The sequence below is a fragment of the Pectobacterium fontis genome (assembly GCF_000803215.1).
GTDB classification, from domain to species: Bacteria; Pseudomonadota; Gammaproteobacteria; order Enterobacterales; family Enterobacteriaceae; genus Pectobacterium; species Pectobacterium fontis.
In genome coordinates this window covers 47000-63247 of sequence record NZ_JSXC01000016.1, presented here as the reverse complement: position 1 = coordinate 63247, position 16248 = coordinate 47000, and the positions used below count along the sequence as shown (strand labels likewise).

Sequence of the window (16248 nt, the reverse complement as noted above, 5' to 3'; positions counted from 1 at the left end):
GCAATGACGTGAAGGAGGGCATTTATCCCCTCGATTATGTTGTTCTCATCATTATTATCTCTCTAAAAATGCTGAATTTTTTGAATACTTCAGGCTACACCTATGTCGGATATTAGGGAAACACGGTGATGAGGTTCCCGCAGGGACACCTCGCACCGTGGTAGCCCGTGTATCTCGATATTGCAGCGGCAGTGGCCTGAATGGATGCGATAAGAACTTCTGTCTAAGCAAGCGAACACAAGAGGGCTGACGGTGAAGCGATCTGTCTTATTGTTGGTGGGCGCGATGTTCGCCCCCTATGGCTATAGCGCACAGGGTAATGCGGTGTCGTTATCCGTCTCTGGTTTGCATACCGTGCTGGATAACGGCCTGCTGAACGTCGCGTTTGGGGAGGATGGCAGTGCGGTCAGGATGGTGATAGGGGGCAACAATATCGTCACCCATCTGTCCGGCGCGGTGCGCGATCCGAGCAAAACGCGTAGTGCTTACCTCGATTACTATGTTAGCGATGCCCCTGTTAAAGGCGTAAAAGATTTTGTTCCCGAACGAGTAGAGGTGCTACGTAACGATCCTGAGATGGCGCATGTCGCCTATATCGACGATAAAGGCGGGTTGTTACGGCTCGAATATCATCTGATTATGCGTCGTGGCGTTAGCGGGCTTTACAGCTATGTGGTAGCCGAAAATCGTGGAAGTCAGGACGTTAAGGTTAGTGAGCTACGTAACGTCTATCGCTTCGATCCTGCCCGGTTAGATCACCTCTACAATGGCGAACGTCAGGGGAAACCGCTGCTTTACAGTCAGCTTGAGGCCTTGCCGAAGGTACAAGATGAAACCTGGCGACTGCCGGATGGCCGTATCTATTCCAAATATGATTTCGCTGGCTATATGCGTGCCGCGCCTTTCTGGGGCGTGTTCGGGAACGGCGTAGGCGCGTGGTTGATTCACGGCAATCGGGAGTATTTTTCCGGCGATGCACTCAAGCAGGATCTGCTGGTGCATCAGGATGCGATCATTCTGAATTATATGACAGGCGCGCACCTTGGTACGCCGGATATGGTGGTGCCACCGGGTTGGAAAAAATTCTACGGGCCGTGGTTGCTGTATATCAATCAGGGCGATACCGAACAGATGCTGACAGATGCCCGACGTCAGGCGCTGACGGAAACGGTGAGTTGGCCGTACAAATGGGTGGATGACCCCCGCTATGCGCGTGAGCGCACGCAGGTCAGCGGGCGCGTGGCCAGCCAGCAGCCCGTTACCGTGGTGCTTTCATCGTCATTGGATGAACCGTTTGATGTGCAAACCCGCGGCTATTCGTATCAGGCAATGACAGATACACAGGGGAACTTTGCGATCTCGCACGTCCGTCCGGGCAATTATCATCTGACGGTATATGCCAACAAGGGGACGCAACCGGGGATACTGGCAGAACAAACGCTGTCTGTTTCTGGTGACAGGCAAACGCTGCCAGCGATTACGCTGCCTAAAGCTGAACCCGTGGTGTGGGCGATAGGGCAGGCCAATCGGCAGGCGAGTGAATTTCGTTTTGGCAATCAAACACGTAACACCCGCTGGCAACATGAGGTTCCGGCCAATCTGACGTTTGAGATTGGCCGCAGTGACTATCAGCGTGACTGGTATTACGCGCAGACCAAACCGGGAACATGGGCTATTCGTTTTGCGCTGCAACCAGAAAAGAAAACCTATTTCCTGAACATCGCGCTGGCGGCTGCCAGCAACAACGGCATGAGCGAACCGACCGTTCCACAGTTGGCGGTAGCGGTAAACGGCAGCACGCTGGAAACGCTGACTTACGAGAACGACAAAGCCCTATATCGCGGTGCGCTACAGAGTGGTCGCTACCATATTGCGCGAATTCCCGTGTCATCCGATTTTCTGAAAAACGGCAACAACACGGTCGCTCTGCAATTAAAAGGTGGCAGTGTGATGTATGACGTGGTGACGTTAAGCGAGGAGTAAACCCAGTTTTAACAATGCGAAGCGTTGAGCTTCTGAGAAAGACTGGCCCGCGAAATGCGGGCCAGTGAGCAGAGAATCAGTGGGAACTGCCTTTTGATGCGCCGAGGCCGGTTTGTGAGCGAACAAACTGTGTGTGGAAGCGTGCGCGCTCCTGCTGACCTGCCTCGGAACGGTCGGTGATGGAGAAGAACCAGATACCGATAAACGCGACCAGCATGGAGAAGAGCGCAGGATAATCGTAGGGGTAAATCGGCGTGGCGTGACCGAGGATTTTCACCCAGATGGTCGGCCCCAGTATCATCAAAATGACGGCAGTCAGCAGCCCTGCCCAGCCGCCCATCATCGCGCCGCGCGTGGTCAGTTTCGACCAGTACATTGAGATGATGATAATCGGGAAGTTACAACTGGCGGCGATGGAGAAGGCCAGCCCGACCATGAAGGCGATGTTCTGGTTCTCAAACAGGATACCGAGCGAAATGGCCACCACACCCAGCACCAGTACGGTGATTTTCGAGACTTTCAGCTCATCACGCTCCGTCGCTTTCCCTTTCTTGATCACGTTAGAGTAGAGATCGTGGGATACGGCAGAGGCACCTGCTAGCGTGAGTCCGGCAACGACGGCCAGAATAGTGGCAAAAGCCACGGCGGAGATGAAACCGAGGAAGAAGTCGCCGCCGACTGCATCCGCCAGATGCACCGCTGCCATGTTATTCCCACCAATGAGCGCGCCTGTCGCGTCCTTAAACTCAGGGTTGGCGCTCACGAGCAGGATGGCACCGAAACCGATGATGAAGGTCAGGAAGTAGAAATAGCCCATGAACCCTGTGGCGTAGAACACGCTTTTACGCGCTTCTTTCGCATCGCTGACCGTGAAGAAACGCATCAGAATATGCGGTAGGCCAGCCGTACCGAACATCAGACCCAACCCGAGAGACAACGCGGATATCGGGTCGGAAACCAGCCCGCCGGGACTCATGATCGAGGCCCCTTTCGGGTGAACCGCCATCGCCTGTTTGAACAACTCGTCAAAGCTGAAACCCACGGATTTCATTACCATGATGGCCATGAAGGTGGCACCAAATAGCAGCAGGACGGCTTTAATAATCTGTACCCAGGTGGTGGCGAGCATGCCGCCAAACATCACGTACATCACCATCAAAATACCGACCAGTATTACGGCCACATGGTAGTTGAGGCCAAACAGCAGCTCGATGAGTTTCCCTGCGCCGACCATCTGTGCAATCAGGTATAGGGCGACAACCACCAGAGAGCCACAGGCTGACAGGCTACGGATGGGGCGCTGTTGCAAACGGTAGGACGCGACATCCGCAAAAGTGTAACGTCCGAGGTTACGTAACCGTTCCGCAATCAGAAACAGGATAATCGGCCAGCCGACCAAAAAGCCGAGTGAATAAATCAGACCGTCGTAACCGGAGGTATAGACCAGCGCGGAAATACCGAGGAAGGACGCGGCAGACATATAGTCGCCCGCAATAGCCAATCCGTTCTGGAAACCGGTAATGTTGCCGCCAGCCGTGTAGTAATCGCTACGTGAACGCGTTCTTTTCGACGCCCAGTAGGTGATATACAACGTCCCGCCGACGAACAGCAGAAACATCACGATGGCCTGAATATTCAACGGCTGGCGTTGGACATCACCCGTGAGGGCATCTGCCGCCCACGCAAGCACAGGCAGCACCAACAATCCTAACAGCATCATAAAGCGTATTTTCATTGCTTTACCTCATCCAGTAACTGCTTGGTCAGATGATCAAATTCACCGTTAGCGCGATACACATAGACGCCGGTCAGAATGAAGGAAATCGCAATCAACCCTACGCCAATCGGAATGCCGCGGGTAATGCTGGAGCCTGGGCCGATCGGTGTTCCCAACCAGCCGGGCGCAAAAGCGATCAGCAAAATAAAACCGACATAAAGCACCAGCATGATCAGTGAAAGAAACGCAGCGAAACGCTGCCGCTTATTGACCAGTTCTCTGAATAAGGGGTTACTTTCAATCCGTTGATAAATGTCGTCATTCATCGTAAGTCTCCAGTAATCTATAAGGTTGAGTGCTGCCGCAATATCACCGCCTGATTTATCGTCAGCCACATCCCCGCAAGCCACGTTATGGCTTACGGGGATAAGAGAGCGGTGAGGCAGGAGTTATTGAGAAGCGGTACTCATGGCCTGCTTTTCTTCGAGCAGTTTTTCGACGACGCCAGGATCGGCCAGCGTTGAGGTATCCCCCAGATTGCTGGTGTCACCGGCGGCGATTTTACGCAAAATACGACGCATGATTTTGCCAGAGCGCGTTTTCGGTAAGGAATCCGTCCAGTGCAGGATATCCGGGGTGGCAATCGGGCCAATTTCCTTACGCACCCAGTTGCGCACTTCCGTATACAGCTCGCTGGACGGCTCTTCGCCGTGGTTCAGCGTGATGTAGGCGTAAATAGCCTGACCTTTCATATGGTGTGGAATGCCGACCACAGCCGCTTCGGCGATCTTAGGGTGTGCAACGAGCGCCGATTCGATTTCCGCCGTCCCCAGACGGTGCCCGGAAACGTTCAGTACGTCGTCAACACGACCCGTGATCCAGTAATAGCCATCTTCATCACGGCGTGCGCCATCGCCGCTGAAGTACATGCCTTTAAAGGTGGAAAAATAGGTTTGCTCGAAGCGGTCGTGATCGCCAAACAGGGTTCTTGCCTGACCCGGCCAGGAGTCCACAATCACCAGATTACCCTCAACGGCACCTTCTTGTGGATTACCGAGGTTATCGACGAGCGCCGGCTGTACGCCGAAGAACGGGCGCGTCGCGGAGCCTGCTTTCGTTTCGATGGCACCTGGCAGCGGGGTGATCATGAAACCTCCGGTCTCTGTTTGCCACCAGGTATCAACGATAGGGCATTTACCCTTGCCGATTTTGTTGAAATACCACTCCCAGGCTTCCGGGTTGATCGGTTCGCCGACGGAACCCATGATCCGGAGCGATTCACGCGATGTGCCCTCGATCGCTTTATCACCTTCCGCCATCAGAGCACGAATTGCAGTCGGCGCGGTGTAGAGAATATTGACCTGATGCTTATCGACCACTTGCGCCATACGGCGCGCATCTGGCCAGGTTGGCACGCCTTCGAACATCAGCGTAATCGCGCCGCACGCCAACGGGCCGTAAAGCAGGTAGCTATGCCCCGTGACCCAGCCGACATCCGCCGTACACCAGTAGATGTCACCGGGGTGGTAGTCGAAAACATATTTGAAGGTCAGCGCGGCATAGACCAGATAGCCGCCAGTCGTATGCAATACGCCTTTGGGTTTACCGGTCGAGCCTGATGTGTAAAGGATAAATAACGGATCTTCCGCGTTCATCTCTTCTGGAGGACAGTGGTCGTCTGCTTTTTCAATCAGATCGTGCCACCACAGATCGCGTCCCTCCTGCCATGCATTGATCTTACCCGTGCGACGGAAAACGATCACGCTGGTAATGGTGGTGACGTTCGGGTTCTTTAACGCCTCATCAATATTCTTTTTCAGCGGAATCACACGTCCGGCACGTATACCTTCATCGGCTGTGATGACCAACTTAGCGCTGGAATCGATGATACGCCCGGAAATCGCTTCGGGAGAGAACCCGCCGAAGATCACCGAGTGAATGGCCCCGATTCTGGCGCAGGCCAGCATGGCCACCGCCGCTTCCGGCACCATCGGCATATAAATGGCCACGACATCACCTTTCTTAACGCCCTGCGACTTCAGCACATTGGCGAAGCGGCACACGGACTGATGCAATTCACGATAGGTGATCGTTTTACTTTCGGTCGCGTCATCTCCTTCCCAAATGATGGCGGTTTGATCGCCACGTTCGGCCAGATGGCGATCCAGACAGTTCGCTGCCACATTTAGCGTGCCGTCTTCAAACCAGCGAATACGGATATGGCCAGGATCGAATGAGGTGTTCTTGATCGTGTTATAGGGTTTGATCCAATCGACGATCTTTCCCTGCTCACCCCAGAAGGCGGCGGGATCGTCAACGGACAGCCGATACATATTTTCGTATTGCTGGGCATTTATCAGTGCATTTTCTGCAATTGCAGCGGGAATGATGTGTTTATTATGTTGTGTCATAGCGCTTCTCCTTAAACATGTTAATGTTATGTCAAATAATGGTTAATTGTAGTTAACCTATTATCTTTGTTTCTTTTTTGCGCGATTGATCACGCAATGCAGGAAAGGCAATGAAACGTTACGTATAAAGGTTAATGCCGATCGTTTAAGCATCGAGATACCGGGGGCGACTACGGTGCAAGGTGTCCCTGCGGGAACCTCATCACCGTGCTTCCCCCTAAATCCACGCTTAAGTGAACAGCATTAACATATAAAGATAGTCTTTTAGCTCAGAAAACAGGCTGTTTCTTCGTGGTAGCTAAAACGTGGTAAGTGATACATGTCACAAGATGAAAGTCAGTCGAATTATTGGTGCAGTTACAATGCCATTAACGATCAATTTATTGTTTTCAATAGATTACATCTATTGTTATTAAATTTTTGATCGCCATTTACGATCAAAAGGTGTAAAAATCCCGCTTATTCAGCCGATAACAAAAATCCTGTTCAGAGTATATTTCTATGCAAGACTGCTATTTAGCGCGTTCAACGGCGGCCTGTTTGTTGTAATTTTGTTCTCATTGTTAGCCATATGTAGGCTATTAATGAAATAGATTTATCTGATTATCAAAGGCAGATAAATGTGAATAATCTACACTTTATGGATGCTATACAGTACAGATGTGAGCCTGCTTAAAAAGGGTCGGTATGCCGTCTGCTACCCGCAGACTAAAAGAAAGATGATGTGTTATTTTTTTGTGTTTTATTCAAAAATATCCGGTTTCCAAAAATAAATAACATGATATACCCAACATCAGTTGACGCTGAAATAAGTCGGTAGAGGTTTGCGCCACGGTAGCTTAAGGACGTGTGAATTGTTCCGGTTAGCGAAGATGACTCTTTTCATGAGCGATTCTCTGGGGCGGGGAAGAACACTATTAATCCGGAAACCTTTTAAATTCCGGTAGGTTGATTGCTTATCAATGGTGTGCCGTGACGTTATGGTGCGCTGTGAGGTATTTCTTACATAGCATGATGCAGAGGAAACAATGAGTCTGATATTTGGCCAGAATGAGATTTTAGGCATACTTTCTCAACCCGTTCAGAACGAACGGCGTGCTGTCGCGGTCATTGACGAAAAATGTAAAGTCGTCTGTGCGAATTCTGCCTTTAACGACCATTTTGGATTACGCGCTGAAATGAATACGCCCGTCTCAATTGATGATGTTCTACCAGTCAATGTGAAGTTTGCCTATCACGACTTTATGACGAATTCCAACATGTTGAGTACGCGTGTGGTTTCGGATCTGTTGTCTGATGGCTTTGCTAAAAAGCAGTTGAATACACTGTCTTTTTCCAAGCTGAACGTTGAAAACCGAGTGCTTTCTTTGTTGATCCTGAATCAGGATACTGTTGAGCCTTCAACAAACCTGGCGTCATAAACTTGGGTTACTGTAGATTCCTCTGACCATAAACGTGTCGATAGGTATGTATTTACCAGTGGAAAATAACGATAAAACAAAAACTATTGTGATAAATAACGTTGTTGTTATTACTTTAGCTTTATTTTAGCAATCGCAATCGATTGCGCTGGTTATTCTCTGATATTCGTTGAGCGGTCGTCGAACGATAAGGCAGCGTAAATTTTTCGTGAGTATAGAGTAAACGACTTTATTTATTCCTCGCGATAATGTGAAAAATATAGGGTTATATATTTTACTGCATATAGCATATCTTGCATGTAGCATATCTTTTAAATGTCAGTAGCGAAACGTTTCGCTCGCGTTTTGTTTTCCTTCTTGCCGATTTATTTTTTCTTCCATCTGTTCGTGAACTATTCTTTTCTCCATCATCATGGTTGACTAAACACAGAGAATAAATTCTGGAAATATGCTGGGGTTTTAACGCGTGGCCCTATAACATATGGCGAATAGATAATTAGACTAGCGTATCATTATTGATGAGATTAAACTAATAACCCTCTTATCGCCGCATGACACTATTCGATAAACATCGACGTCAATTTTTTACTGATAAAGATATTGATGCACATCTGCTGACCAACACTGACAACGGATTTTCTTAAAAATTTCTTATTAATAACGAATAATTTCAATTATTTTTCTATTTCCCGCCCTCTTTTTTATCCCCTCACTGGACATCACTCCTGAAAACAGGCGTTTCTTATGCGATGGGGATACATCATGGTCAAATTTCGAACCCATCTGTTGGCGCCTACCTTACGCGCCGGGGTACTTGGGGCATCATTTACCTCCCGAGTGAAAACACTGCTGGCATTTCGCTGGTAAAACACCAAAAATATTCTCCGTTTGTTTGTTATCACTCGCCGCGTAAACGGAAATCTGACGCATATATATCAATCTGTTGATAGGGAAAAAGGCGTAGCATACCCCTCAACGGGTATTTTCGGCGTAGCCTCTTCATATGGGATGTCATCATGCAGTTACTGAACCTGAAACAAGCTCGCCTGTTGAGCTTTTTCTTTATCATGGGTGGCCTGCTTGTATTGCTGCCTTTACGCTTACTGGCCTGTTTTATTGCTGGTTTTTTGGTGTATGAAATTGTGAATTTGCTGACGCCTTATTTTCAACGGGTCATCAGCGGTAAGCGCGCTCGTTGGATTGTGGTCGCGGTGATCAGCACGCTGGTGGTCAGCCTGTTGAGTTTACTGTTTGGCAGCCTGGTGGGGCTGTTGATGCAGGAAATGAAGGACACCGCCGCGTTTAATGTACGTATTGGTTACATCCTCAATGACATCCAGCAGCAGATCGCGCATTACTTACCGGGGTATCTGCCGGTCAGTGTTGAAGAGCTTCAGCGCGAGTTACTGCAATGGGTTCAGGAACATATTGTGATGTTGCAGAACATGGGAAAAAGTTTCCTGCATGGATTTGTGACGATGCTGATTGGTATGGTGCTTGGCGCGATTGTCTCGCTTTACAGCGTCGATCAGAGTACGGAAAAACCGTTACTCAAAGCAGAACTACTGCGTCGGGTTACGTTGCTGTCGGCATCATTCCGCAATATTGTTTTTGCTCAGGTTAAAATTTCTGTGGTTAATACGGTGCTGTCTGCCATTTTTATTCTTGGCGCGCTGCCGCTGTGCGGCATTCATCTGCCGTTTGCCAAAACGCTGGTGGTGCTCACCTTCATTTTCGGCCTGCTGCCAGTGATTGGTAACCTCATCTCCAACTCCATCGTTTTCCTGTCCGGCTTATCACTTTCGCTACCAATCGCGCTGGTGGCGCTGGTGTACTTGATGCTGATTCACAAGCTTGAGTATTTCCTCAATGCACAAATTGTTGGGACGCGGATCAAAGCCCATGCGTGGGAAATCCTGCTGGCGATGTTGGTGTTTGAAGCGGCATTTGGGCTGTCTGGTGTGATTGCGGCGCCAATCTATTACGCCTATCTGAAAAGTGAATTGAAAGACGCTGCGCTGATTTAATTCTGCATTTTGGCAGGCGATTGATGCGAACGCCTGCCATATCCTGCTGGTTTCGTTCATCAATCAATAATGGTCTAAATGAATCAGCCCAATACGAGATTGGGCTGATTGCTTTTAGGTGATGTCGATTTTTAATGAAAGCTTGTTTTGAACTGGCGATAGTCTTCGATTACTGCTGTGCAGTAGCCACTTGGGGTTTCGTCTCTTCTGACTGAACGCCTAACGGGTTGTTACCCCAGCACTTCTCGTATTCCCAGCCGGTCAGCTCTTCTGCAACCGCACGAGCGTGAGGTGGGACATCGGCAATGGCACCGCCCGCTTTGATACGTGCAATTTCTTCCAGCAGGATGGCGTGGTTCTTACGATCCAGTTTCATCTGTGTTGTGTAGTAAATCGCAACCAGCGCAAGGCCGATAACGCCCAGCGAGAACACGCCAACAATCGCCTGGACGGCTGATTCCGGTTGTACTGACTGCCCGGAAACAAAGCCGAATTGGCTGAGCGTCCAACCCATCGCGAAAACAATCACAGAACGTACCATTTTGCCCGCAAACGTCATGGCTCCCGCATAAATGCCTTCACGGCGACGGCCGGTCAGCACTTCATCTACATCGGCCAGGAAGGTATAAACCGTCCAGGGAATGTAGTAGATGCCGCCTGTGCTCAGGCCAAATACGGCGGTAATGGCAAACAGAACGAAGATGGTCATGTCTTCTGACCAGTTCGTGAAATAGAGCGCGGCATAGGCGATAACGCTGACAATGACTACCATCAGTGCCAAACGGAATGGTCGTGCAAAGCCCATTTTGACGCAGATACCGATGAAGGCTGCGGTGGAAATGAGCTGCATAATGGAACTGAAGCTATTGAGGTGTGATACCAGCGCCGTATTCTGCTTCAGACCGAAGACGATGAAGTAGGTAAATGCGGAAGCGAAAAGCCACTCAGCGCCGAAGCCAAACAGGTACATTCCCAGATGTTTGCGGAAAATACGCAGGCGGAAGGTGGAAACCATATCCACGCTCAGCTTCTTCATGGCTTGCCACAGACCGGATGTACTTTCACGGACGATTTCGTTTACCGGACGCTCCCAGGATGTCATATACAGCGCGATCATCGCTGCACACATAATGGCGCCGTAGACCAGGCCGGTGTAGAAGAATGGCGTCGCGGAATCTTTACCGTAAATGGCAATAAACTGCCCAGGAATAAACGCCGCCAGGAAGTTGGCGATTTTACCGAAAATGGCTTTAGAACCCGTCAGCTTAGAGCGCAGTTTGAAATCGGAGGTCATTTCGGTAGCCAGCGTCTCATACGGCACCATGATCGAGGTGTAAATCAGCTCGAACAGCACGTACGTCGCCAGATAGTACCAGAAGCCAAAGCCCTCAACCCATAGCATGGGGTAGACCAGAACCAGTGGGACACCCAGCAAAATAAAGAAGCGGCGGCGGCCAAACCGGCGGCCAATACGGGTGTTGTAGAAGTTATCGCTAATGTAACCCATGATCGGGTTACTGATAGCATCGATGATGCTGGCAACGGAGAAAATGGCAGCAGCTTGAACCAATGTTAATCCACAAAATGTGGTGTAAAAGTACATCAGCCATGCGCCGCTGATAGCCAGCGCGCCACTGCCGAGCAGGTTCGCGCTGCCGTAGCAGAACGTATGTTTGAAAGAGATGAATTTATTCATGATCAGCCTAATTACAAATATGAAACAATATTTCAGTTCTGTTGAACTATCATTTCTTTATAATTTGCTCTATTGAAAAAAAAGTAAACTGACGATCACGCTTTCATGCACTTTTAATAACGATCTGTCAGGCAGATCATGAAATAAGATATTTTAATTTGCTTTTTATAATTTTATGATCCTGTGTTTATGTTCTTAATTTACAAGGTGTGTATGTTTATTACAGAAAAAGCGGTGCAGGTGACGAGGTGATAGTGAGTTCTGCTCTACAAATCGATAACGTACTGTGAAATAACACATTGACCTCGAAGAGGAAATGTCGCCATCATCCCACCCAGTTCAATTTACCGCCTTTCCTCATCAGGAGTCGTAACGTGAGTCATTTGCTGGTCTACGCCATTATTTATGTGATTTTTATTGCCGTGGTTGGGTTGTTTGCTTTTCAGGCCTGGTTACCGTCTTCCGCTCCACGCGGGTTGAGAGATCGTGCGGGGATTCTGGTTGGGATATTACGTTGCGTCACCCTGTTTCTCGTCGTTTCCGCAATGCAAATTCTGTTTCCCAATTCGCTGTTGGATAAGCTTGTCTGGCTGGTTGCCGCCGCGATGTTGCTGATCGCCGTTATTGGTGGGGGAATGAGTTGGTCGTCGCTGCCGTGGCTGGATGCAACAAAAGGGAAAAGCCGCACTTTAGCGCTGGGCGCCCAAAGTGCGTTATACCTTGTTTTACTTGGGTTTATCGTTATTTAAAGTCTTGTACCAGTGCGGCCACGGTGCGCTTTGCGCCGTGATCGCGCAGCTTCAGGTAGGCCTGCGTGATAGCGTTAAAGACATCGTGATTGGTTGACAGATCCTCGTCGAAAATCGCGCGAATATTGAGAAACGCACTGACCCGTTCGGCGCTATCTGAGGTTTCCGCAACGGCGTGCCCGAGCTTGTCAGAAAGCGGATCGCGGATTTCAATGGGGTTGCCCGCATCGTCTTTGCCGCTGACATAGCGCATCCAGCCAGCGATGCCCAATGCCAGACAGCGATAGTCTCCCCCGTTGTTCACATGCCAACGGAGCGACTCCAGCATGCGCTGAGGCAGTTTCTGTGAACCGTCCATGGCGATTTGCCAGGTTCGATGCTTCAGCGCCGGGTTGGAAAAGCGGGTAAGTAACTGAACGGCATAGTCTTTCAGATCGATATCCACCACGCTGAGCGTCGGCGCCTGCTCCAGCAGCATAAGATGAGAGACAGCCCGGCGGTAGTTTTCATCATTCATACAGTCGCTGACGTGATCATAACCAGCGAGATAGCCCAGATAGGCCAGAAATGAGTGGCTGCCGTTCAGCATTCGCAGCTTCATTTCTTCAAACGGCAGCACATCGTGCACCAATTGTACGCCTACCTTTTCCCACTCGGGACGTCCAGCGATGAAATGATCTTCGATTACCCACTGAATAAAAGGCTCGCAGGCTATCGCACAGGGATCGGCAACGCCAAGGCGATCGGCAATGTCCTGTAGGACTTCAGGCGTCGCGGCAGGGACAATCCGATCCACCATCGTATTTGGGAAGGAAACATGAGTTTTGATCCAATCGATCAGCGTCTGATCGTTGATCCCCGCAGATTCCAACACGGCAGCTTGGGCCGTTTTACCATTTTCCGGCACATTATCACAGGAAAGCACGGTGAACGGCGCGATCCCTCGTTCGTGACGTAAACGTAACGCTTCTGCCAGCAGGCCTGGTACGGAAGCGGGATGACGAGGATCGACAAGATCCTGCTGAATCAGTTTATTGGTACGATCCAACTTGCCGCTCGTACCGTCCATACAATAGCCTTTTTCGGTAATTGTCAGAGAAACGATGGCCGTTTCTGGGGAGGCGAGTTTCTCAATAATAGCGCTGATGCCTTCTATTCTGGCATGTAGCGATTCGCACACGGCTCCGATGACTATTGGCTGACTGTTCGCCGCGGATTTTTCCAACACGGTAAACAGGTGATCCTGCTGGCGCAGCGCATTGATCATGGTGTCGTCGCTGAAGAGCACGACTTCACAAATCCCCCAGTCTCCTCCCACCTTATTCAGCACGCGATCGGTAAGCAACGCCTGATGAGCGCGATGAAAAGCACCAAAACCGATATGGACGATGCGCGGCTTCAGCACCTGGCGATCGTAGTGGGGAAATTGGACGCTGGCAGGCAATTCGCACGAGGCGATATTTTTTATTTTATCAGTCATTTATTGCGCTTTCGGTGGGGGGAGCCATGCTGTTAAAAATAGCTGTGATTTACCGGTGGTGCAATACGCGGTGCATAATAAGCGGAGGGAACGTGAGAAACACGTTGGAAACCCGAATCGGTTTCCAACGTGTCATGGCGATTACGAACGGTTGGCGTCGGCCGCTGCCGTAGTCGTCTGTGACTCAATCGGTAAGGCGTTTTGTACCGCATTGAGGCTGTCTTGCGGCTGTGCTTCTGGTGCAGCAGCAGATTCAACTGGAATAGCTGGCGTGGTTTGTTCGGCCAGACCGTTGATTTTAGTCGGCATACCAGAACGTCTTTGGATTGCCTGATCGACTTCGCTGCTGTTCACGCTCGCATCTGCCAGAACCTTGTTCACTTTTGGCGTCATGCTGATCGGAGCCGGGGAATCGGAATGGAATTCTTCAACCGTGCGGGACAGCGGATTGTGAACTTCAACATAGCGTGAACCGTCTGGCTCGACGGTGGCTTTCACGGGTTCATTGATGAATTGAACGCGTGTACCGACCGGAACGTTGTTGAACAGATATTTGATATCATCGGCACGCAGACGCACGCAGCCGTGGCTGACGCGCAGGCCAATGCCGAAATTGGCGTTGGTGCCGTGGATCGCGTACAGATTACCGATGTACAGTGCGTACAGCCCCATCGGGTTATCCGGGCCTGCCGGGAAGACTTTTTGCAGTGTTTCACCGCGTGCGGCGTATTCTGCGTGCATCTTGGCGGTTGGCGTCCAGGTTGGGCCTGCTTTCTTGCGCTGAACGGAGGTTGTCCAGTTAATCGGCGTATCTTTACCTAATTCACCAATCCCGATGGGCAGTACGACTACGGTCTTGGAGCCTTTCGGATAGTAATACAGACGCATTTCAGCACTATTGATCACAATGCCTTCACGCGGGGCGTCCGGCAGAATCAATTGATGAGGGATCACCATTTTGCTGCCGGGGATCGGCAGGTAAACGTCGGCATCCGGGTTGGCTTCCATCATGTTGCTCAGACCCATTTGAAACTGTGCTGCAAAATGTTCCAACGGCTGCGTGCTGTCTTCCGGTACGGTGATTTCGATATTTTCGCCTACCAGTCGACTATTTGCCGCAGGCAGAGGATAAACAACGGCAAAAGCGGCCTGGCTAAATGCGGCGGCGGCAAGAACTAAAGTAAAGATCGCGCGAATACTCATTTTCGTTTCTTTATTTGAGTGGTAAATGCACCCCCCGAATCAGGAGGCTGGTCTGCTAGGGTCGATGACGACCGGATGCGCATTATATGTGCAGAATAGCCCCTGAGGGAAATAAGATGTGTAACTAATCACACTTTTTAGCGCTCGAGTGAAAGACAAGTCAATTTTCCTCTTCCAGCGTGGGTTTGTTAAAACGGCGATTAGCCAATACCGGTAGTGCCTGACGAGCGTAGGCCAGTCGTTCGGGTTCAATATCCGCATAGATGAGAACTGGAGTTTCCGGTGCCTGAACCACGACAACGCCTAAAGGATCGACCACCATGCTGTTGCCAATATTCTTGACGCCGCATTCACCAACGGCGACGAGATAGGTGGTGTTTTCCAGTGCTCTGGCGCGCACCAGAAGTTCCCAGTGCGCCTCTTTCAGCGGCCCTTTAATCCAGGCGGAGGGAAGCACCAGCACGTCTGCGCCATCCAGCACCAGACGGCGAGCAAGTTCAGGGAAGCGAATGTCATAGCACGTCATCAGCCCGACATTCAGCCCGGCGATGGTCAATAACGGCGGAATCGCATCGCCTGCCAGTACGTTTTCCGATTCCTGTACGGCAAACGCATCATACAAATGCAGCTTTCGGTATTGGGCAACGATCTCGCCGTTGCGCAGCGCCAGCAGCGTATTCCAGACTTTCCCTTCTCCGTTTGGGATATGCACACACAGCAGGGTCGTCAGGGAACTCCCTTTGCTGGCTTCCAACAGGTGCGATATAAACGGGCCATCAAGCGGCTGAGCAGCGGTGAGCACCATGTTGGGATTGGTGATATCGCGCGCCAGTACGCCTTCAGGCAGAACCAGCAGATCGGCCCCGTTTTGCTGTGCTGCCGACATATACTCAACGATTGTCGTGGCGTTTTTTTGCCATTCGCGGTCAACGGCGAATTGTCCCAGCGCGACTTTCATGCGTGCTCCTTCTTTGCCTGATTAATCACGTTTCGCTGGCATCATGCGCAGCAGCGTGTTGTCTTTCATCACATAGTGGTGGAACAGGGCGGCTGCGCTATGCAAAGCAATCAGCCAGTAGCCCAGCGGGGCCAGCGTTTCGTGCCAGCCAATCAGCGTTTCGGCAAGGTCGAAATTTGGCGTCGCCGCGGTTGGCATCCCGATACCGAACAGCATCCAGTCTCGGCCATTGTAGTAACGTGACCCCACGCCCAGTATTGGCAGCGCGATAAACAGCAGGTAAATGACCGCGTGAGTGAGTGAACCCAGCGCATGTTGCCAACGGGATGGCGGTGGCGTAATCGCGGGTGAGGCATGACGATGGCGTAAGAACAGGCGAGCCAGCATAAGAGCCAGTATGGCGACGCCACAGCTAAAATGCGTCACGATCATCACGGTACGCAGCAGCGAACCTCGTTCAGCGAATCCGCGTAGTTCTATCGTGGCATAGGTAACAACGAGCAAAATAAAAACCAGCCAGTGCAGGGCAATCTGCGATGGTGCGAACTTTCCTTTCATGTTCCGTCCTCTGCAACGTTGAGATCGAGGTAACATCGTAATCAG

At 50.6% G+C, this 16248-nt stretch carries 12 protein-coding genes; 4 read left to right on the top strand and 8 right to left on the bottom strand.

Annotated features, from left to right (window positions below; all coding sequences use genetic code 11):
• Window positions 1–252 precede the first annotated feature (252 nt).
• Complete coding sequence (locus OI69_RS05730; RefSeq protein WP_039347189.1) at window positions 253–1983, top strand: polysaccharide lyase family protein; 1731 nt, start codon at window positions 253–255, stop codon at window positions 1981–1983.
• 76 nt (window positions 1984–2059) lie between these two features.
• Here OI69_RS05730 and actP read toward each other — a convergent pair whose 3' ends face one another.
• From actP to acs, 3 genes are all read right to left on the bottom strand, one after another.
• Complete coding sequence (gene actP / locus OI69_RS05725) at window positions 2060–3718, bottom strand: cation/acetate symporter ActP (RefSeq protein ID WP_039347186.1); 1659 nt, start codon at window positions 3716–3718, stop codon at window positions 2060–2062.
• Complete coding sequence (locus tag OI69_RS05720; RefSeq protein WP_039347184.1) at window positions 3715–4026, bottom strand: DUF485 domain-containing protein; 312 nt, start codon at window positions 4024–4026, stop codon at window positions 3715–3717. Before OI69_RS05720 ends, actP begins: the two co-directional genes overlap by 4 nt.
• Window positions 4027–4149: 123 nt before the next feature.
• On the bottom strand, window positions 4150–6111 hold the full coding sequence (gene acs / locus OI69_RS05715) for an acetate--CoA ligase (RefSeq protein WP_039347180.1): 1962 nt from the start codon (window positions 6109–6111) through the stop codon (window positions 4150–4152).
• Between the two features lie 1028 nt (window positions 6112–7139).
• On the opposite strand from acs, the gene OI69_RS05710 reads away from it, so the two are divergent.
• A complete protein-coding gene (locus OI69_RS05710; protein ID WP_039347177.1) occupies window positions 7140–7532 on the top strand; it encodes a hypothetical protein in 393 nt (130 codons plus the stop codon).
• Between the two features lie 1016 nt (window positions 7533–8548).
• Entirely contained in the window at window positions 8549–9559 is a 1011-nt protein-coding gene (locus tag OI69_RS05705) for an AI-2E family transporter (RefSeq protein ID WP_039347175.1), read from the top strand.
• Window positions 9560–9728: 169 nt separating this feature from the next.
• Here the strand turns inward: OI69_RS05705 and OI69_RS05700 are convergent, their stop codons facing one another.
• Window positions 9729–11255, bottom strand: coding sequence for an MFS transporter (locus tag OI69_RS05700; RefSeq protein WP_039347171.1), 1527 nt, complete (start codon window positions 11253–11255; stop codon window positions 9729–9731).
• A 374-nt stretch (window positions 11256–11629) separates the two neighbouring features.
• Here OI69_RS05700 and OI69_RS05695 point away from each other — a divergent pair, with 374 nt between their 5' ends.
• Window positions 11630–12004, top strand: a complete 375-nt coding sequence (locus OI69_RS05695; RefSeq protein ID WP_039347168.1) for a hypothetical protein — start codon at window positions 11630–11632, stop codon at window positions 12002–12004.
• Here the strand turns inward: OI69_RS05695 and OI69_RS05690 are convergent.
• The 4 genes from OI69_RS05690 to cybB all read right to left on the bottom strand — a co-directional run bounded on the left by OI69_RS05690 (window position 11997) and on the right by cybB (window position 16203).
• Window positions 11997–13484: a mannitol dehydrogenase family protein gene (locus OI69_RS05690; protein WP_039347165.1), complete on the bottom strand. Its 1488-nt coding sequence runs from the start codon at window positions 13482–13484 to the stop codon at window positions 11997–11999. The genes OI69_RS05695 and OI69_RS05690 overlap by 8 nt on opposite strands.
• A 141-nt stretch (window positions 13485–13625) precedes the next feature.
• The gene (locus OI69_RS05685) at window positions 13626–14687 is read right to left on the bottom strand and encodes a L,D-transpeptidase family protein (protein WP_039347162.1); all 1062 of its coding nucleotides are present in this window, start codon (window positions 14685–14687) and stop codon (window positions 13626–13628) included.
• Between the two features lie 160 nt (window positions 14688–14847).
• The gene (locus OI69_RS05680) at window positions 14848–15645 is read right to left on the bottom strand and encodes a deaminated glutathione amidase (RefSeq protein ID WP_039347157.1); all 798 of its coding nucleotides are present in this window, start codon (window positions 15643–15645) and stop codon (window positions 14848–14850) included.
• Window positions 15646–15666: 21 nt separating this feature from the next.
• Window positions 15667–16203 (bottom strand): cytochrome b561, encoded by a 537-nt coding sequence (gene cybB / locus OI69_RS05675; RefSeq protein WP_039347155.1) that lies wholly within the window; start codon window positions 16201–16203, stop codon window positions 15667–15669.
• Window positions 16204–16248: the final 45 nt, after the last annotated feature.

What these genes read in the sequence shown, in the direction of transcription:
- OI69_RS05700 (WP_039347171.1), bottom strand. Translation starts at nt 11,255, where the DNA reads ATGAATAAATTCATCTCTTTCAAACATACGTTCTGCTACGGCAGCGCG.
- acs (WP_039347180.1), bottom strand. Translation starts at nt 6,111, where the DNA reads ATGACACAACATAATAAACACATCATTCCCGCTGCAATTGCAGAAAAT.
- OI69_RS05705 (WP_039347175.1), top strand. Translation starts at nt 8,549, where the DNA reads ATGCAGTTACTGAACCTGAAACAAGCTCGCCTGTTGAGCTTTTTCTTT.
- OI69_RS05720 (WP_039347184.1), bottom strand. Translation starts at nt 4,026, where the DNA reads ATGAATGACGACATTTATCAACGGATTGAAAGTAACCCCTTATTCAGA.
- OI69_RS05685 (WP_039347162.1), bottom strand. Translation starts at nt 14,687, where the DNA reads ATGAGTATTCGCGCGATCTTTACTTTAGTTCTTGCCGCCGCCGCATTT.
- actP (WP_039347186.1), bottom strand. Translation starts at nt 3,718, where the DNA reads ATGAAAATACGCTTTATGATGCTGTTAGGATTGTTGGTGCTGCCTGTG.
- OI69_RS05710 (WP_039347177.1), top strand. Translation starts at nt 7,140, where the DNA reads ATGAGTCTGATATTTGGCCAGAATGAGATTTTAGGCATACTTTCTCAA.
- cybB (WP_039347155.1), bottom strand. Translation starts at nt 16,203, where the DNA reads ATGAAAGGAAAGTTCGCACCATCGCAGATTGCCCTGCACTGGCTGGTT.
- OI69_RS05680 (WP_039347157.1), bottom strand. Translation starts at nt 15,645, where the DNA reads ATGAAAGTCGCGCTGGGACAATTCGCCGTTGACCGCGAATGGCAAAAA.
- OI69_RS05690 (WP_039347165.1), bottom strand. Translation starts at nt 13,484, where the DNA reads ATGACTGATAAAATAAAAAATATCGCCTCGTGCGAATTGCCTGCCAGC.